This is a genomic window from Arthrobacter sp. 05T410, from assembly GCF_056396505.1.
In genome coordinates, this window is the sequence record NZ_JBFTLP010000006.1 from 247,989 (window position 1) to 264,958 (window position 16,970).

13 protein-coding genes are annotated in these 16,970 nt (G+C 66.0%); 7 read left to right on the forward strand and 6 right to left on the reverse strand.

Annotated features, from left to right (window positions below):
- Positions 1-160 precede the first annotated feature (160 nt).
- From uriH to AC1DFR_RS11390, 4 genes are all read left to right on the forward strand, one after another.
- On the forward strand, positions 161-1,174 hold the full coding sequence (uriH, locus tag AC1DFR_RS11375) for a uridine-preferring nucleoside hydrolase UriH (RefSeq protein ID WP_243178259.1): 1,014 nt from the start codon (positions 161-163) through the stop codon (positions 1,172-1,174).
- Positions 1,171-2,595 carry a uridine transporter UriT gene (gene uriT, locus AC1DFR_RS11380; RefSeq protein ID WP_243178258.1) on the forward strand — a complete coding sequence of 475 codons (1,425 nt, stop codon included), beginning with the start codon at positions 1,171-1,173 and terminating at the stop codon, positions 2,593-2,595. The genes uriH and uriT overlap by 4 nt, the downstream gene beginning before the upstream one ends.
- Positions 2,592-3,548 carry a ribokinase gene (locus AC1DFR_RS11385; RefSeq protein ID WP_476856074.1) on the forward strand — a complete coding sequence of 319 codons (957 nt, stop codon included), beginning with the start codon at positions 2,592-2,594 and terminating at the stop codon, positions 3,546-3,548. Before uriT ends, AC1DFR_RS11385 begins: the two co-directional genes overlap by 4 nt.
- Before the next feature lie 301 nt (positions 3,549-3,849).
- Positions 3,850-5,010 (forward strand): M20/M25/M40 family metallo-hydrolase, encoded by a 1,161-nt coding sequence (locus AC1DFR_RS11390; RefSeq protein ID WP_476873347.1) that lies wholly within the window; start codon positions 3,850-3,852, stop codon positions 5,008-5,010.
- A 113-nt stretch (positions 5,011-5,123) separates the two neighbouring features.
- Here the strand turns inward: AC1DFR_RS11390 and AC1DFR_RS11395 are convergent, their stop codons facing one another.
- Both AC1DFR_RS11395 and AC1DFR_RS11400 read right to left on the reverse strand, forming a co-directional pair.
- Positions 5,124-6,095 (reverse strand): polysaccharide deacetylase family protein, encoded by a 972-nt coding sequence (locus AC1DFR_RS11395; RefSeq protein WP_476856072.1) that lies wholly within the window; start codon positions 6,093-6,095, stop codon positions 5,124-5,126.
- 15 nt (positions 6,096-6,110) lie between these two features.
- Positions 6,111-7,640, reverse strand: a complete 1,530-nt coding sequence (locus tag AC1DFR_RS11400) for a purine-cytosine permease family protein (RefSeq protein WP_476873348.1) — start codon at positions 7,638-7,640, stop codon at positions 6,111-6,113.
- A gap of 107 nt (positions 7,641-7,747) precedes the next feature.
- Here AC1DFR_RS11400 and AC1DFR_RS11405 point away from each other — a divergent pair, with 107 nt between their 5' ends.
- Positions 7,748-9,292 carry a PucR family transcriptional regulator gene (locus tag AC1DFR_RS11405; protein WP_476873349.1) on the forward strand — a complete coding sequence of 515 codons (1,545 nt, stop codon included), beginning with the start codon at positions 7,748-7,750 and terminating at the stop codon, positions 9,290-9,292.
- 36 nt (positions 9,293-9,328) lie between these two features.
- On the opposite strand, the gene AC1DFR_RS11410 is transcribed toward AC1DFR_RS11405, so the two are convergent.
- From AC1DFR_RS11410 to AC1DFR_RS11425, 4 genes are all read right to left on the reverse strand, one after another.
- Complete coding sequence (locus tag AC1DFR_RS11410; RefSeq protein ID WP_476856070.1) at positions 9,329-10,138, reverse strand: IclR family transcriptional regulator; 810 nt, start codon at positions 10,136-10,138, stop codon at positions 9,329-9,331.
- 94 nt (positions 10,139-10,232) lie between these two features.
- The gene (locus AC1DFR_RS11415) at positions 10,233-11,489 is read right to left on the reverse strand and encodes an aminopeptidase P family protein (RefSeq protein ID WP_476873380.1); all 1,257 of its coding nucleotides are present in this window, start codon (positions 11,487-11,489) and stop codon (positions 10,233-10,235) included.
- Positions 11,490-11,552: 63 nt separating this feature from the next.
- On the reverse strand, positions 11,553-12,962 hold the full coding sequence (locus AC1DFR_RS11420) for an MFS transporter (RefSeq protein WP_476873350.1): 1,410 nt from the start codon (positions 12,960-12,962) through the stop codon (positions 11,553-11,555).
- Positions 12,963-13,587: 625 nt separating this feature from the next.
- The gene (locus AC1DFR_RS11425) at positions 13,588-14,259 is read right to left on the reverse strand and encodes a GntR family transcriptional regulator (RefSeq protein WP_476873351.1); all 672 of its coding nucleotides are present in this window, start codon (positions 14,257-14,259) and stop codon (positions 13,588-13,590) included.
- 143 nt (positions 14,260-14,402) lie between these two features.
- Between AC1DFR_RS11425 and glyA the strand changes: the two genes are divergently transcribed.
- Positions 14,403-15,743 carry a serine hydroxymethyltransferase gene (gene glyA, locus AC1DFR_RS11430; protein ID WP_476856067.1) on the forward strand — a complete coding sequence of 447 codons (1,341 nt, stop codon included), beginning with the start codon at positions 14,403-14,405 and terminating at the stop codon, positions 15,741-15,743.
- Entirely contained in the window at positions 15,740-16,960 is a 1,221-nt protein-coding gene (locus AC1DFR_RS11435; RefSeq protein WP_026539064.1) for a sarcosine oxidase subunit beta family protein, read from the forward strand. The genes glyA and AC1DFR_RS11435 overlap by 4 nt, the downstream gene beginning before the upstream one ends.
- Positions 16,961-16,970 lie beyond the last annotated feature (10 nt).

Here is a 16,970-nt window from a genome sequence, read left to right on the forward strand (position 1 = left end):
ATCGTAGCCGGGAGTGACGCATCGCACCTGCCGCAAGACATCAAGCGCTTGACGTCACTTACGTTAAGCGCTTGACGCTTGACGCTTGACAGTGCCAAACTCACTCTGAACGCTTTATCGCACCGCCCCGGCGGACCCCCAACGACGTGGAGATATTTACGTGGATCCCATCACCCTGAAACCGGAACGCAGGAAGATCATCCTGGACTGCGACCCAGGCCATGACGACGCCGTGGCCATGCTGCTGGCTCACGGCAATCCGTACATTGAGCTGCTCGCGGTCACAACGGTCGTCGGCAACCAGACCCTCGAAAGGGTCACCCGCAACGCCCTGTCGGTGGGCACGATTGCCGGCATCACCGGCGTCCCCTTCGCCGCCGGCTGCGATCGGCCCTTGGTCCGCAGCATCGAAACCGCCCCCGACATCCACGGTGAGAGCGGCATGGACGGCCCCGCCCAGCCCGAATCCAGCATCGAACTGGACCCGCGCCACGCCGTCGACCTCATCATCGACACTGTTATGGCGCACGAGCCTGGCACTGTGACGCTGGTGCCCACGGCAGGACTGACCAACATTGCCATGGCGGCCCGCAAGGAGCCGCGCATCGTGGAGCGCGTGAAAGAAGTTGTGCTCATGGGCGGCGGGTACCACGTAGGCAACTGGAGCGCCGTTTCCGAATTCAACATCATCATCGACCCCGAGGCCGCACATATTGTGTTCAACGAGCCGTGGCCGGTGGTCATGGTGGGCTTGGACCTCACGCACCAGGCCCTCGCGACCCCCGAAGTCGTGGAAAAAATCGCCGCCGTGGGTACCAAGCCCGCCCAGTTCGTGCTGGAGCTGATGGAGTTCTTCACCAAGACGTACAAGGACGCCCAGGGCTTCGATTACCCGCCCGTCCACGACCCCTGCGCGGTGGCCTACGTCATCGATCCCACGGTGATGACCACCCGCAAAGTCCCCGTGAACATCGAACTGCAGGGCCAACTGACGCTCGGCATGACCGTCGCCGATTTCCGCGCCCCGGCACCGGAGGACTGCCACACGTCTGTTGCTGTGGACCTCGATCACGCGAAGTTCTGGAACCTCGTCACAGACGCCCTGGTGCGCATCGGCGACGTGGACCCGTCCGCCGCCGTCAGCATCGGCGCAGGAAACGGAGCCAACTCATGAGCACTCTGACTTACGAATCCAAGACAACGGGACGAAGCGTCGCTGCACTCACGGCGGCCCTGTTGACGGCCTGCATTGCCTTCCAGCTCAACGCATCGATGCTCAGCCCCGCCCTGGTCACGATGGGCAACGAACTCCACACCGATCAGGCCGTGATCGGCCTGTCCCAGACCTGGTTCTTCACCGCGGCAGCACTGTTTTCCCTCTTCCTGCCGCGCCTGAGCGACATTGTGGGGCGCAAGAAGATCCTGCTGGGCATGATGTTGATGATGGCTGTCGGCTCGGTGATCGCGGCCATGGCTCCCGATATCACCTGGCTCTTCGTCGGACGCATCATCCAGGGCGTCAGCGGCCCCACGGTCCCGCTGTGCCTGATCATGCTGCGCTCCGCCGTCAGTGACCCGCGGAAGTACGGTGCCCTCATGGGCCTCATCACCGCCGTCAACGGCGGGGTTGCCGGCGTCGACTCCTTTGTCGGCGGTTACTTCGCCGAGCATTACGGATTCCGCAGCATCTTCTGGCTCATGGTGGTGCTGGCCGTCGTGGCGGCGGGCCTGGTCGCCGTTCTGGCCGGTGAGAGCAAGCCGGCGGTGGGCACCAAGATGGACTGGCCCGGCGTCTTCTTCATCGTGATCGCGGTCGGCGCCCTGCTCACAGCCCTCAACGAGGCCTCCAAACTGGTCAGCGGATTCTCCCCCGGCACCCTCGCACTGGCGACTGCCCTCATCGCCGTTGCAGTGATCGCCTTCTTCGGGTTCTGGACGGTGGAAAAGCGCTCCCGGCAGCCCATGGTGGAGACCGCCCACCTGCGCCAGCGCTCCACTTGGGCGCCGTTGCTGACCACAATCCTGACCATGACCGGCGTCTTCGCGGTCATCAACGGGATCGTTCCCGCCTACGTGCAGGCCACGGCTCCCGGCTTCGGCGTGGGACCGACCGAAATGTCACTCATCATCCTGACTCCCTACGCCCTCCTGGGCTGGGTTGTCGGACCCATCAGCGGCCGTTTGGCCCCGGTTTTCGGCTACACCAAAGTTTTGCGGATCGGCATGGCCGGCAGCGTCGTGGCCCTGGCGATCATCGCCTTCTTCGGCCTCAGCAGCCTGCCCATGATGATTGCCGGAACAGCGTTGCTGGGCATCATGTACGCGGGTACGGTCAACATCATGCTGAACGGCCTTGGCGTTGTCCTCTCCCCAGCTGGCAACCCCGGCTTTCTCCCCGGCATGAACGCCGGCGCGTTCAACCTGGGCGCCGGCCTGAGCTTCCTGGTCCTGCCGGCAGCGCTGGTGGCCTCTTCTGCACTGGGCGATGCCCAGGCATCCTACTTGACCGCGATCACGGTGGGCCTGATCATCACCGTGGCGGCTTTCGCCGCCTCACTCCTGATTCCCAAGCCCTTGGAAGCTGAGGCGAAATGACCCGCCCGGACTCTGGCCGGATCGTCGTCGTCGGTTCACTGAATGCGGACCTGACCATCTACTGCGACAGGCTCCCCCTCCCCGGCGAAACGGTGCACGGGAATGGCTTTGCGGTCAATCCCGGCGGCAAGAGCGCCAACCAGGCGGTCGCGGCGGCCAAACTCGGAAGCCGGGTCGCGCTGATCGGTGCGGTGGGCGACGACACCAACGGGACCATGCTTCTGGCCTCCACCGCCGGGGCCGGGGTGGACATTTCCCGCGTCCGCCGCACGCCTGATGCTGCGACCGGCGTCGCCGTCATTTCCGTCGACGCCCACGGTGAGAACAACATCATCATCTCGGCCGGAGCCAACGGCACACTGGCGCCCGGGGATGTTGCCGCTTCCGCCGAATTGTTCGAGGGCGCGTCCGTGATGTGCCTGTGCCTCGAGGTCGGTCTGGACACCGTTGAGGCCGCGGCCCGCTTGGGCCACGACGCCGGGGCGACAGTTCTGCTCAACCTGTCGCCCTACGCCGAGATCCCGTCGAGCTTGGCCGCACTCTGCGACATCCTGCTGGTGAACGCGCATGAGGCGTCGCTGTTCCTGGGCGGCGCCGCCGTGCCCGACGCCGGGGCTGACACCGCGGCGTGGGCGCCGGTCCGGGACAAGTTCGCCGATCGCGGACTGCACCGCGTTGTGGTCACTTTGGGGGCGAACGGCTCCGTCGTCCTGGACTCCGGAGCCGGCGCCGAGGGCCGCATCACCCGCATTGAACCCACCAGGGTCGACGCCAAGGACACCACCGGTGCAGGCGATGCATTCACCGGGGCCGTGGCTGCGCGCCTTGCCGCCGGCGATTCACTTCCGGCCGCTGCCGCCTTCGCGTCCGTTGCCGCGGCCTTGGCAGCGACCAGGAAGGGGACGCAAACGGCGTACCCGAAAGCGGCGGATGTGGAGGGACTGCTCGCTTAACGGCCACCCCCGCCAGTTAGGGCCGCCACGGGAGGGGGCGCCGCAGAGCCTGTCTGCGGCGCCCCCTCCCGGTTAAGCGCCGGACCGGTCTGGTGGTCCTTGGTTGATGCAACCCAATTGCACAGCAGATTCACAGCGAGGCGCTATTGAAGTTACAGCCGCGGGGCCGACAATGGTTCGACCTGATAGGAGTATTTGCCGGGCGATGGTGGCCGCGACTTACTGGAGCGTCAGTGGCGAGCGTCCTGACCAATCGAGCCGGAGCAAGCGAACTTGTACCGACTAGTGATGGGCTCCCGGCATGATCACTCTCCGCAAGCACGTACTTCCCTCGCTCCTCGCCCTGGTCCTGCTCTCGACGTCGGCCTGTACCTCCGGTGTCGCGGCTGGCATCCCGTCGGCCGGCGTTCCGTCCGGTGGCACACCATCTGGCACACCCTCAGGTGGCACACCGAGCAAATCCGGCGGCGGGACGAGCCAATCCGCCGCACCCGCCGAGTCCGTCAGCCCGAGTGCTGCGGTCCCGCAGCTAACCCCGGCGAGCACGGTGGATGCGCGCACGGTGCTGGCGGCGTTCAAGTCCCGGGACATGGTGGGGCACCTGCAGGCGCTGCAGCGGGTGGCCGATGCCAACGGCGGGAACCGGGCCTCGGGCACCTCGGGGTATGAGGAGTCGGCCCGCTACGTCGAGGAACAGCTGCGCGCCGCCGGGTATGAACCGGTGCGGCAGAGCTTCACGTTCAAAGAGGACGGCCGCCGCGGCAAGACGGTGGAGTCCTTCAACATCCTCGCCGACACCGGGGGCAGTGCCGGGCACACCGTGGTGGTGGGCGCGCACCTGGACTCCGTGCAGGAGGGACCGGGCATTGATGACAACGGCAGCGGGGTCGCGGCCGTCCTGGAGACCGCGCGGTGGATGAAGGAGGCCGGGATCACCCCGGCCAACCGGGTCCGGTTCGCGTTCTGGGGCGGCGAGGAGGACGGGCTGTACGGGTCCCAGCACTACGTCGACGAACTGAGTGCGGCCGAGATCGGCCAGACCGCGGCGAACCTGAACGTGGACATGGTGGCCTCGCCCAACGGGGTCCGCTCGGTCCATGACGGGGACGGCACGGACTTTGGCCACGCCGGCCCGGCCGGGTCCAAGGCGATCGAGGACATCCTGTTCCGCTACTTCCAGGAGAACGCGCTGCCGGCCGAGACCACGCCCTTTGACGGGGGCTCGGACTACGACGCCTTCCTCTCGGCCGGCATTCCCGGCGGCGGGCTGTTCACCGGGGATGAGAAGAGGAAGACCCAGGCCCAGGCGCAGGCCTATGGCGGGGTGGCGGGCAAGGACCTCGATCCCTGCTACCACGAGGCCTGCGACACGATCGCCAACACAAACCCGGAACTGCTCACCGAAATGTCCGGCGCCCTGGCCTACGGCACCGTGGCCTACGCGATGGCCAAGACCGGCTAAACACCAGCTTCGCCGCCGGCTGCGGGCCGCCCCGCAGGAAGGTCCCCGGCCCAGCCACCTTCTGACGAGGGGCCGTGCCGGGGACCTGTGCTTGCCAGGGCCGAATTTGTGCCCTAGATTCCGGCCCCGCGCCGCGCCGTGGCTCCTTGGGGCTGCCGCACGCCGGCCGGTGTGAACTGTGCGCCGGTGTCCGGGAATCCGGGCACGGCAATGCGCGCGTGGGTGTGGATCTCCTCGACGGAGTCGCGCGTGTGCTGCGCGATCTTCTCCATGGTGGTGACCCACATGCCGTCCATCGACTTGACCCGGTCCATCAGCTGTTCCAGGGCCACGGCCTTGGACGGCCGGCCGGAAATGAAGGGGTGGTTGGTCAGGACGAAGCAGCTCCCGGCAGCGTGGTGGGCCTCGGCCTCCAGCGTCCACATTTCGAGGACCTTGGCCGGGCTTTCGATGACGCCGCTTCCGGTGACGCCCGGGTAGAAGGCATACTGCTCCCAGTCGTCCAAAGCCCAGTCGACAGGGATTTCCACGAGATCGCGGGGGTCTGCCTCGGCAACGCTGAAGCGGTACGGCGCGTCGCCGTCGAGCAGGCTTGAGTCATACAGGAACCCGCGGTCGGCAAGGAGGGCCGGGGAATGCCAGTTGAGCTCCCACCACGGTGCCCTGTAGCCGGTCGGCCGGACGCCGGCGGCCTTGGCCAGGGCATCCAGGCCCCGGTCCAGGTACCGCGCCTCCGTGGCGGCGTCGATGCCTTGCATGGGTTCGTGCAGGTACCCGTGGTGTGCAATCTCGTGGCCGCCGTCGGCTATCCGGCGGACCACGTCCGGGTAGCATTCGGCGGTGAAACCCGGGACGAAGAACGTCGCCTGGATCTGCTGGCGCTCGAGGATCTGCAGAATCCGCGGGACGGCGACCTTGGGCCCGTAGGACTGGTGCGTCATGAGGGACATGCGCCTGGTGCTCTGCGGGTCATGGGCGATGGTGCAGGATTCGGCGTCGACGTCGAAGGTGAAGGACGCCGCGGCACGATGACCTTCGGGCCAGGTAATGGGATGGGCGGTGTCGGCGAAAGCGGGGAAGTTCACGGGGTTGATCTCCTGCTAGAGGGCGGCGGGCGTGGTTGATGTGACCGCAAGGCCGGTAGCGTCAGGTGAATCTGCGGTCTGTTCGCTGGGGGTGGGGACATCCAGGAACTTCCTGTGGAACCGCGGACCGAGGACGGCGTAAGCCGCGGCACTGGCCAGTCCCCCGGCGAGCCAGGACAGGTCCCATCCGCCCAGGGCGACGGCGATGGGCCCCTGCATGGCCGGCACCAGTCCGTACATGAACAGCCAGGTGGCGAAGATGCCGATGAGCAGGGAAGCGACACCGGCCGGATTCACGCCCGGCAGGCGTTTGGTGCCGACGGCGTCAAAGAGCCGGGACGGGTCGCCGGGCCAGCGCTTCTCGATCCAGAAGTAATGGACCAGCATGACTCCGCCCCAGGCAGCCACCCAGGCGACCAGCCCAATCAGCCAGGCATCCAGCACGGAGGCGAAATCCTCCTGGAAGATGAAGAAGATCACGGCCGCGAGGGAGAAGACGCCGACGAACAGGTTCAACTTGCGCCGGCTGATGGAGATGTCCAGGGCCTGCGTGGCGACGGAAAAGGTGTAAATGTTCAAGATGTTGGTCGCGATCGGGCCGTGCAGCACCATGAGCAGCACCGGAAGGGCCAGCGCGCCGAAGTTCTGGACGATGAGTTTGCCGGGATCAATTTCACCCGTGTTGGTCGCCAGGCTGGCCCCCAGGATGCCCAGCCAGACGACCGGGATGAACTGGCCCAGCACCGAGGCGAGGTAGACCTTGCGCTTGGGCACCGTGGTGCTGACAAAGCGGGAGTAATCCGCAGCGTAGGTGAACCAGGTGATGCCCCAGCCGATGCCGATGGCCGTCATGACCGCGCTCATCGCGGCGATGCGTTCCGAGCCTTCCAGGATGTGCCCCGCCGGGCCGGCGTAGGTCCAGTTGATCTTCATGCCGAACCAGGCCACTGCCGACATCACGGTCAAGATGATGATGGTGGGCGGCACGGTCCACTTCTCGAAGGCGGCGATGGCTTTATAGCCGAACCAGGCGATGGCTACCTGTACAGCCATGATGAAGGTGGCGATGCCAATCTTCCAGGCGTAGTTCTTGGCCTCCGGGTCAACCCAGCCGGGCGTTCCGAACAAGGCCATGACCAGATCCAGGATGATCCAGGTGTTGACCGCGCACCAGCCGATCACCAGGAGAGCCTGGATGCCGGCGGGCAGGTAGTTGCCGCGCCGGCCGAAGGCGGCGCGGGCCAGCACCATGCCGGTCGCTCCGGTCTTCTGGCCCAGCAGGACGAAGCAACCGAAGAGCAGCATCCCGATGAGGTTTCCGAGGACAAGAACCGTGACGGTGTCCGCGAACCCCAGGCCAAGCTGGATGCCGAGCGCTCCGAGCACCCAGTTGATCGGGGCGAGATTGGCGCCGGCCCAGATCCAGAACTGGCCCGAGACCTTGCGGGTCCGTTGTGATTCGGGGATGGGCTGGAGCCATGCTTCGTGGTCTACGCTCGCTTCCGGCGCGGTGCCGGCAGGGGCCGCTGGGGATTTTTGACGCATGTGGAGCCTCCGAGGGTGTGTGGGATTCCTCAAGATTATGTGTCGTGGGCCACATACGACTATATACAATGTGTCTAGATATACCCAGAGCAACGCGACGGAGTGTAATGTCCATCCTTCTTCAAGACGTCCTGAACCACCCGACCATGGCGGCCGCCGACCCCATTGTCCGGGCCGCGGCCAGGGCCGCCGCCCGAGCGCAGCTCCGGTGGATCCACTCCAGTGAAATCATTGATATCGCGCCCCTGCTGGCCGGCGGGGAACTTCTGCTGACGGGCGGAGAAGCCCTGGCCCTCGCCTCGGAGGAGCGGCAGGTCAACTACATCCGCCAACTGGCGGAGCGGGGCGTTGCCGCCGTAGCTATCGAAACCGGGGCCGCCCTTCCGTCCCTGCCATCGTCTATGGTGGCGGCCGCCGAGGCGGCCGGACTGCCCCTGATTGAACTTCGCGGGGTGGTGCCGTTCGTCGGAATCACGCAGGCCATCAATTCGATGCTGGTCAGCGACTCGGTATCGCAGTTGCGGCGGGCCGATGAGGCCAGTCACGCGATGGCCGTCGAACTGGCGCACGGCGGTGGCCTGGACCGGATCCTCGCCGTGCTGGCCGGCATCATCAATGCCGAGGTGACACTGACATCCATAGCCGGCGCGACCCTGGCCAGCGCAAACCCGGGGCGGGCCGAGGCCGCCGACGTCGATGCCTCCACCGTTGGGCCGCAGGAGCAGGCACGCCTGATTCACATCGACGTGCCTATCCGCGGCATCCTTGCGGCTCAACTGTTGCTGCGGGTCCCGGCGGACGAGGACCAGAACCTGGCCCGGACGGCCGGAAATCGTTCTGTGGACATCCTTGCCCTGGCGTTGCTGCAGCGGATGTCCCCCGGGCTCAAGGAAGTCGCCGGAGCGGCCCTGCTTCGCGCGATTGATTCCGGCAGTCAGGCGTGGCGGCTCCAGCAATTAGCTTCCGCGGCCGGGATTCCGCCGGGTGCCACAATCGTGGCCATCGTGGTCCGCTCCGGCATGCTCCAACGCCTCCGCGCTTCTGTGGAGCAGCTCTTGGCCCGGGGGGCGCAGCCCAGCGCAACCTATGTCGATAATGCCGAACTGCTGGCGGTGGCGGTCCTCGCGGGCGATAGTCCGCTAGACAGCAGGGAAGCACTTCTGGCTGGCCTGCGGGCGCTACCGGCCCCGTCAGACACGCTGGTTGCCGTCGGCCCGCTGGCCGCCGGGATTTCGGAAGCCCCCTGGTCTTTGTCGGAGGCCAGACTGACCCTGGAATTGGCGGGCGCGCTGGGACGGTCACCGGCGGGGGCAACCGGACCGCACGGTCCCGTGATCGATTGCGAGGCATTCGCCGTCGAACGCCTCGCCGTTGGAAGCCTGGATACCGGGCAGCGGCGGAACTTCGTGCGCCAGCAGCTGGGGGCCCTCCTGGATTATGATGCGCAACGCAATTCCCGGCTGCTTGACACCCTGGCCATGTGGCTGGATTCCGGTTGCAACACGGCCCAGGCGGCGAGGGAACTGCACGTGGAGCGGCAATCGATGCATCAACGGCTGCAGCGGATCTTCGAGCTGTGCGGCGGCGACCCCCGGCGGACGGGCCGGCTCGCAGCGTTGCATTTGGCCGCGCGGCTGGCCCGGCTCAGCTGACGTGCGCTCGGCGCCTTAGTCCGGGCGTGCGCCGCGTCAGCCGTTGCTGGACGCCCGGCCGCCCAGCCGGCTGGTGATCTTGTCGGCCGCAGCGGCGCACGCTTCGCCCAGGCCCTGCAGCCCTTCGCGTGAGACGCGGAACCGCGGCGCCGAGATCAGGACGGCCGCCACGATGTCGCCGCGGTGGTCGTGGACGGGAGCGGCCACGCCCACTTCATCGATGGAGGATTCGCCGTAGTTGATGGCCCAGCCCCGGGCCGTCACGTCCTTGAGCTTGATCTGGTAGCCATCCAGGCCCGCATCATCGAGCCCCGGGTAGCTGATCGCCCCGCTGCGCAGGAGCACACGGACGCGTTCGACGGGCGCTGCGGCCAGGAAGACCTGCACGGAGGCGCTCATGGCGTCGGTGTACCGGGCTCCCAGCGGGGTGGTGTGCTTGATCTGGTGGTGGCTGGCGATCTGCTCCACGCACATTGACTCTGCGCCGTTCCACACCATGAGGGCGCTGGTTTCGCCGGTCTGTTCGGTAAGTTCACGCAGGACGGGATACGCCACCCGCCGTTCTTCCAGTTCGGCCAGCAACGGCCCGGCGACGGCGATCAGTCCCAGCCCCAGCCGGAAGCGGCGGGTTTCCGGATCGCGTTCCACCAGGTGTTCCTGTTCGAACGTGGCTAGGATCCGGGAAACCGTGCTCTTGTGCAGGCCCACCCGGTTGGCGATCTCGGTGACTCCGAGCAACGGTTCGTCCGCCGTGAAGGTTCGCAGCACGGCGATGGCGTTGACGATGACGGAGGTGCCCTTGGTGTCGCCGTTTCCGGTGGTCCCGGGAGATTCTGCTGGGGTCATGGTGTCTACCATCATTCCGCATGAGGGCCCAAAAGCGGCGCCACGGTGGACGTGGCGCCGCTTCTGGGTCCTGCCTTCAGGGGGTCTGGGCGCCTCAGGCTCCGATGATGTTGTATTCGGGGCCGAACGGGAACTTCGTGATGTTCTCGGCTCCGTCCTCGCCGACCACCAGGATGTCGTGCTCACGGTAGCCGCCGGCCCCGGGCTGGCCGTCCAGGACGGTGATCATGGGTTCCATGGAGACCACCATGCCCGGTTCCAGTACGGTGTCGATGTCCTCGCGGAGTTCCAGTCCGGCTTCGCGGCCGTAGTAGTGGCTCAGGACGCCGAACGAGTGTCCGTAGCCGAACGTCCGGTTGGCGAGAAGTCCGTGGCCCACGTAGATCTCGTTCAGCTCGGCGGCGATGTCCTTGCAGACAGCTCCGGGCTTGATGAGCTCGAGACCGCGCTTGTGGACCTCGACGTTGATGTTCCACAGCTCCAGGGAGCGGGCGTCGGGTTCGCCGTAGAACAGAGTGCGCTCCAGCGCGGTGTAGTAGCCGGAGGTCATGGGGAAGCAGTTCAGGGACAGGATGTCGTGTTCCTGGATCTTGCGCGTGGTGGCCCAGTTGTGGGCGCCGTCGGTGTTGATGCCGGACTGGAACCACACCCAGGTGTCACGGATCTCCGAATCCGGGAACGTCCGCGCGATTTCGTGGACCATGGCTTCGGTGCCGATCAGGGCGACCTCATATTCGGTGATACCGCCGGTGATGGCGTTGCGGATGGCTTCGCCGCCCAGGTCACCGATGCGGGCCCCGTGCTTGATCACCTCGATCTCTTCGGCCGACTTGATCATCCGCTGGCGCATCGCCGCCTGGGCGACGTCCACCAGGGTGGCCCCTGCAAACGCCGCCTGGATCTTGTTCCGGTTATCCAGCGGGAGCGAATCGTCTTCGACGCCGAGCCGGCGGGGGTTGATGCCGCGGGTGCGCAGCGCCTCCTGGATGGCGAAGATGTAGTTGTCCCGGCGCCAGTCCGTGTACACCACATTGTCGCCATAGCTGCGCCGCCACGGCATGCCGGCGTCGATGTTGGCCGTGACGGTCACGGTGCCGTCCTTCGTGACCACCATGGCGTAGGACCGGCCGAAGTAGGTAAAGAGGAAGTCGGAGTAGTACTTGATGGAGTGGTAGCTGGTCAGGACGACGGCGTCCAGGTCCTTCTCTGCCATGATGCGGCGCAGCCCGCCGAGCCGGCGCTCAAATTCGGCGTTGGAAAAGGTCAACTTTTCCTTCTGCCCGTTGTGCAGGACTTTCAGTCGCTCCAGTTCGGCGATGGACGAAGCATTGTTGGACGTTGCGATGGTCATGGTGGTGGTGCCTTTCTGCATTGCTGTTCTTTGGAGGGGAAAATTTGGGGGCGCCGGCGCGGGCTACTCGTGGCGCAGCGGTTCTTTGCTGGTTTCCCGGGAAAGCGCTACGGCGATCAGGGAGATGGCCGCGGCGCCGGCCAGGTACCAGGCCGGCGCCAGGCTATTGGCCGTCGTGGCGATCAGGAGGGTCGCCACGAACGGCGCCGTGCCGCCGAAGAGCGCGTTGGAGAGATTGAAGCTGACGGCGAAGCCGCTGTAGCGGACGCGGGTGGGGAACATCTCCGCCAGGAAGCTCGGGAGCGTACCGTCGTTGAGCGTCAGCATGCCGCCCAGCAGGATCTGGACCAGGACGATCACCAGGAAGTTCCCGGTGCCCAGCAGGGCGAAGGCCGGTACGGTCAGCAGGATGAAGCTCAAGGATGCGGCGATCAGCACCTTTTTGCGGCCGTAGCGGTCCGAGAGCATTCCGGTCAGGAAGATGAACCCGATGTACGTCACCAGGGCGATGGTGGTGGCCAGGAAGGATTCGGCCGCGCCGAGACCGAGCTCCGAGGACAGATATGTGGGCATGTAGCTCAGGATCACGTAGAACCCGACGGCGTTGAGCAGCACGGCTCCGACGGCCTTCAGCAGCAACCGCCAGTGCTTCCGGAAGAGGCTGGATACCGGGGCCTTGATGGCCTGGTCCTCCTCTGCCAGTTCGCGGAACACCGGCGTGTCTTCGAGCTTGGTGCGGATGTAGCGTCCGATCAGGCCCATCGGTGCTGCGAGCAGGAACGGCAGGCGCCATCCCCAACTCTGCATCGCCTCGGCGCTGAGCAGGACGGTCAGCAGGCCCGCGAGCAGGGAGCCGAGCAGCAGGCCCGCGGCCGTGCTGGCCGGAACCACCGCCGCGTACAGGCCGCGTTTGTTGGCCGGGGCGTACTCGACCAGGAAGGCGGACGCGCCGGCGTATTCGCCGGAGGCGGAGAAGCCCTGGACGACGCGCACCACCAGGAGCAGGATCGGGGCCCAGATGCCGATGGAGTTGTACCCCGGGATAAGTGCGATGCAGAAGGTCGCTCCGGACATGATCAGGATAGACAGGGAAAGGGCAGTCCGGCGCCCCACCCGGTCACCGATGTGGCCCCAGACGAAGCCGCCAAGCGGCCGCACCAGGAACGAGATGGCGAAGAGGGCGAAAGTCAGTAGAAGCGCCGTCTGGGGATTGGACTCGGGGAAGAAGACCGCGGCGATTGTTGCGGCCAGGTAGCCGTAGACGGCGTAGTCGAACCATTCGACGAAGTTTCCGATGAAGCTGGCGGCGACGACCCGCCGTCGGGTTTCCTTACTGACTGCGGGATCGTGGCCGCCAGGGGCCGCATGGCCGCTCAACGTGGTCTGTCCCGAGGACGTACTGCCATGCCCGCTATTCGACTCCGGGCTGGTCTGCCCCGCAAGAGTGGCGGGGGAGGAAGTTTCGTTACTCATGTGTCCACCAAAGTGTTTTGAAGTTGCAATCAGCGCAACGCTGTTGCACCAGAATAGGCGTGACGCATGACACAGTCAATGCCTTTTTGTTTCAGGCTTGTGGATTAAGTCAATGAAGATGCCCGGGCGCGCCAGCCCTGGGAGCGGCCCACCTTGGAACCCAATGTTGCGTTCAACGAGACGGGGTTGCGACAGATGCGCCTCTGACCTGCTGCCTTGTGAAAAGCTTGGGCCGGGCGGCGGCGCGGTTCCCTCCGGGGCGCCGCGGTGCGAGACTTGGTGAACTATCGAGCGACTGGGGGGCCAGGTCAGGAGATCGTCTTGGGCATTCTGGTACGCACGCGCACTTCCGGCCGCCGGACGGCGGACGAGCCATGATGGCCGGGTGGGCCTATCTCATGGCCGGAATCATGACCGTCGACTCGCTCCTGCTGGGGCTGCTTCTGATGAACGTGAAGTGGCCGAAGCGCTGGAAGAAAAACGGCTGAAGTTCCGGAACTCTAATCCACTGCGGCGGTGACTCGGGCGCCCGTCGTGGTCGAAGTCGCCGGTCACGTGCGGGCTCGCCGGAAGCTTAAGGCGAGCCCGCACGCTTCCCGCGACCTCGGCGGGAGGGTCGCCGCGGCTAGAGGACCTTGCGGATGGTCTCCTCGAAGCTGGTGACGTGGTGCAGGGCGAGCTCGCCGGCCCTGTCCGCGTCGCCGTCGGCCACCGCCTTGAGCAGCTCCACGTGCTCGGTGATGTGGCCGCTGACCGAGGGGACCTTGTCCAGGACCAGGCACCAGATGCGCGTGGCCAGGTTGTCGTAGCGGATCAGCGTATCCTCCAGGTGCGGATTGGCCGCGGCCCGGTAGATCAGGCGGTGCACTGTCAGGTCGTAGCGCATCAGCTCCCGGGACTCTGCAGGGCTCGGGGCCAGTTCTGCAATGGTCTTGGCGACATCCAGCAGTTCGCGGCGCATGGCGGCGTTGGCCCGCGTTGCCGCCCGCCGCGCCGCCAGGGGTTCCAGCAGTTCCCGGATTTCCGAGACGTCGGCCAGTTCCGTAAAGTCCACGGTGGTGGCAAAGGTCCCCCTTCGCGGGTATGAAACCACCAGGTGGTCCACTTCCAGCCGCTTGATCGCCTCGCGCACGGGAGTACGGCCGAACCCGAGCTCGGCGGCGAGCTGCCCGTCATTGATGGGTTCGCCCGGCCGGATTTCGAGCATGATCAGCTTGTCGCGCAACTGCCTGTACGCGGCCTCCGCCTGGGAGATGGCTTCGTCCTCTGCGGGCGGCAGGACGGTGAGTGCATTCACAGCTCGGCTCCGTTTCTGGATTTCAACCGGAAGCCTGGTTCCACTTGGCTTCCGGCTATTGACTCTGGTGTGATCTCAATCATACCATTGTTCTCACACTGATATATCAGTCATAGCAATAGTGGTATTTCAAAGGAGCAACCGTGGTTGAGCAGTTGAACGAGCGACTTTCCGTAGTCGATCCCGAGGTCGAAGAGGCCGTGGCGCGCGAACTGAAGCGCCAGCAGTCCACCCTGGAAATGATTGCGTCCGAGAACTTCGCCCCCGCCGGGGTCATGGAGGCACAGGGTTCGGTGCTGACCAACAAGTACGCCGAGGGCTACCCGGGCAAGCGCTACTACGGCGGCTGCGAGCACGTTGACGTGATCGAACAGCTCGCGATCGACCGGGTCAAGGCCCTGTTCGGCGCCGAGTACGCCAACGTCCAGCCGCACTCCGGCGCGCAGGCCAACGCCGCCGCCATGTTCGCCCTCCTGGAACCGGGCGACACCATCATGGGACTGGCCCTGGCCCACGGCGGCCACCTCACCCACGGGATGAAAATCAATTTCTCCGGCAAGCTCTACAACGTGGTCCCGTACCACGTGAGCGAGCACAACCACCTGGTGGACATGGCCGAAGTGGAGGCCCTGGCCCTTGAACACCGGCCCAAGATGATCGTGGCCGGCTGGTCCGCCTACTCCCGGCAGCTGGACTTCGCCGAGTTCCGGCGCATCGCCGACCTCGTGGGCGCCTACCTCATGGTGGACATGGCACACTTCGCCGGCCTCGTGGCCGCCGGGCTTCACCCGAACCCGGTCCCCTACGCCGACGTCGTCACCACCACCACGCACAAGACCCTCGGCGGACCGCGCGGCGGCGTGATCCTGGCCAAGGAGGAGTACGCACGCAAGATCAACAGCGCCGTGTTCCCCGGCCAGCAGGGCGGCCCGCTGGAACACGTGATCGCGGCCAAGGCCGTGGCCTTCAAGATCGCGGCGTCACCGGAGTTCAAGGAACGCCAGGAGCGCACGCTCGAAGGCGCCGGGATCCTCGCGTCCCGGCTCCTTAAGGACGACGTCGCGGCGGCCGGGATCTCCGTGGTCAACGGCGGCACCGATGTGCACCTGGTCCTGGTGGACCTGCGGGACTCGGAACTGGACGGGCAGCAGGCCGAAGACCGGCTCCACCGGATCGGCATCACCGTCAACCGCAACGCCGTCCCCTTCGATCCCCGCCCGCCTATGGTCTCCTCCGGGCTGCGGATCGGCACCCCCGCCCTGGCCACCCGCGGCTTCGGTGCCGCGGAGTTCACCGAGGTGGCGGACATCATCGCCTCCGCCCTCATCTCGCAGGCGCCCGGGGACGAACTCAGCGACCAAACCGCCGCTGAACTGCGTGGACGCGTCAGCGCCCTCGCGGACCGGTTCCCCCTTTACCCGCATCTCGGCACCGGCACGACGGCGACCGGGCTTGAGGCAGAACTGATTGGAGCAGCACAATGACCACCGAACACCTGCCGGAGCACCCGGACTTCCTCTGGCGCAACCCGGACCCCAAATCCTCCTACGACGCCGTGATTGTGGGCGGCGGCGGACATGGACTGGCGACGGCGTATTACCTGGCCAAGAACCACGGGATGACCAACATCGCCATCCTGGAAAAAGGCTGGCTGGCCGGCGGGAACATGGCCCGGAACACTACCATCATCCGCTCCAACTACCTCTGGGACGAGAGTGCGGCGATCTACGAGCACGCCCTGAAACTCTGGGAGATCCTGCCGGAGGAACTCGAATACGACTTCCTGTTCAGCCAGCGCGGGGTCATGAACCTGGCCCACACCCTGGGTGACGTCCGCGAAAGCGTCCGCCGCGTCGGGGCCAACAAACTCAACGGCGTCGACGCCGAGTGGCTGGACCCGCAGCAGGTCAAGGAACTCTGCCCCATCCTGAACATCAACGACAACATCCGCTACCCGGTCATGGGCGCCACCTACCAGCCGCGCGCCGGCATCGCCAAGCACGACCACGTCGCCTGGGCGTTCGCCCGCAAATGCGACGAGCTCGGCGTGGACATCATCCAGAACTGCGAGGTCACCGGCTTCATCAAGGACGGCAACCGCGTCACCGGGGTCAAGACCACCCGCGGCACCATCAACACCGAAAAGGTCGGACTCTGCGCCGCCGGGCACAGCTCGGTGCTTGCCGAAATGGCCGGATTCCGGCTCCCCATCCAGTCCCACCCCCTCCAGGCACTGGTGTCCGAGCTCCACGAGCCCGTCCACCCCACCGTCGTCATGTCCAACCACGTCCACGTCTACGTCTCCCAGGCGCACAAGGGCGAACTGGTCATGGGCGCCGGCGTGGACTCCTACAACGGCTACGGCCAGCGCGGATCCTTCCACGTGATCGAGCACCAGATGGCAGCCGCCGTCGAACTCTTCCCGATCTTCGCCAGGGCCCACGTGCTCCGGACGTGGGGCGGGATCGTGGACACCACCCTGGACGCCTCCCCGATCGTAGGCACCACCCCGGTGGAAAACATGTTCGTCAACTGCGGCTGGGGCACCGGCGGATTCAAGGGCACACCGGCGGCCGGGCTGACGTTCGCCCACACGATCGCCACCGGAGAACCGCACAAACTCAACAAGCCCTTTGCACTCGAGCGCTTCGAAACCGGCGCCCTGATCGACGAACACGGCGCCGCCGCCGTGGCCCATTAGAAGAGAGGTA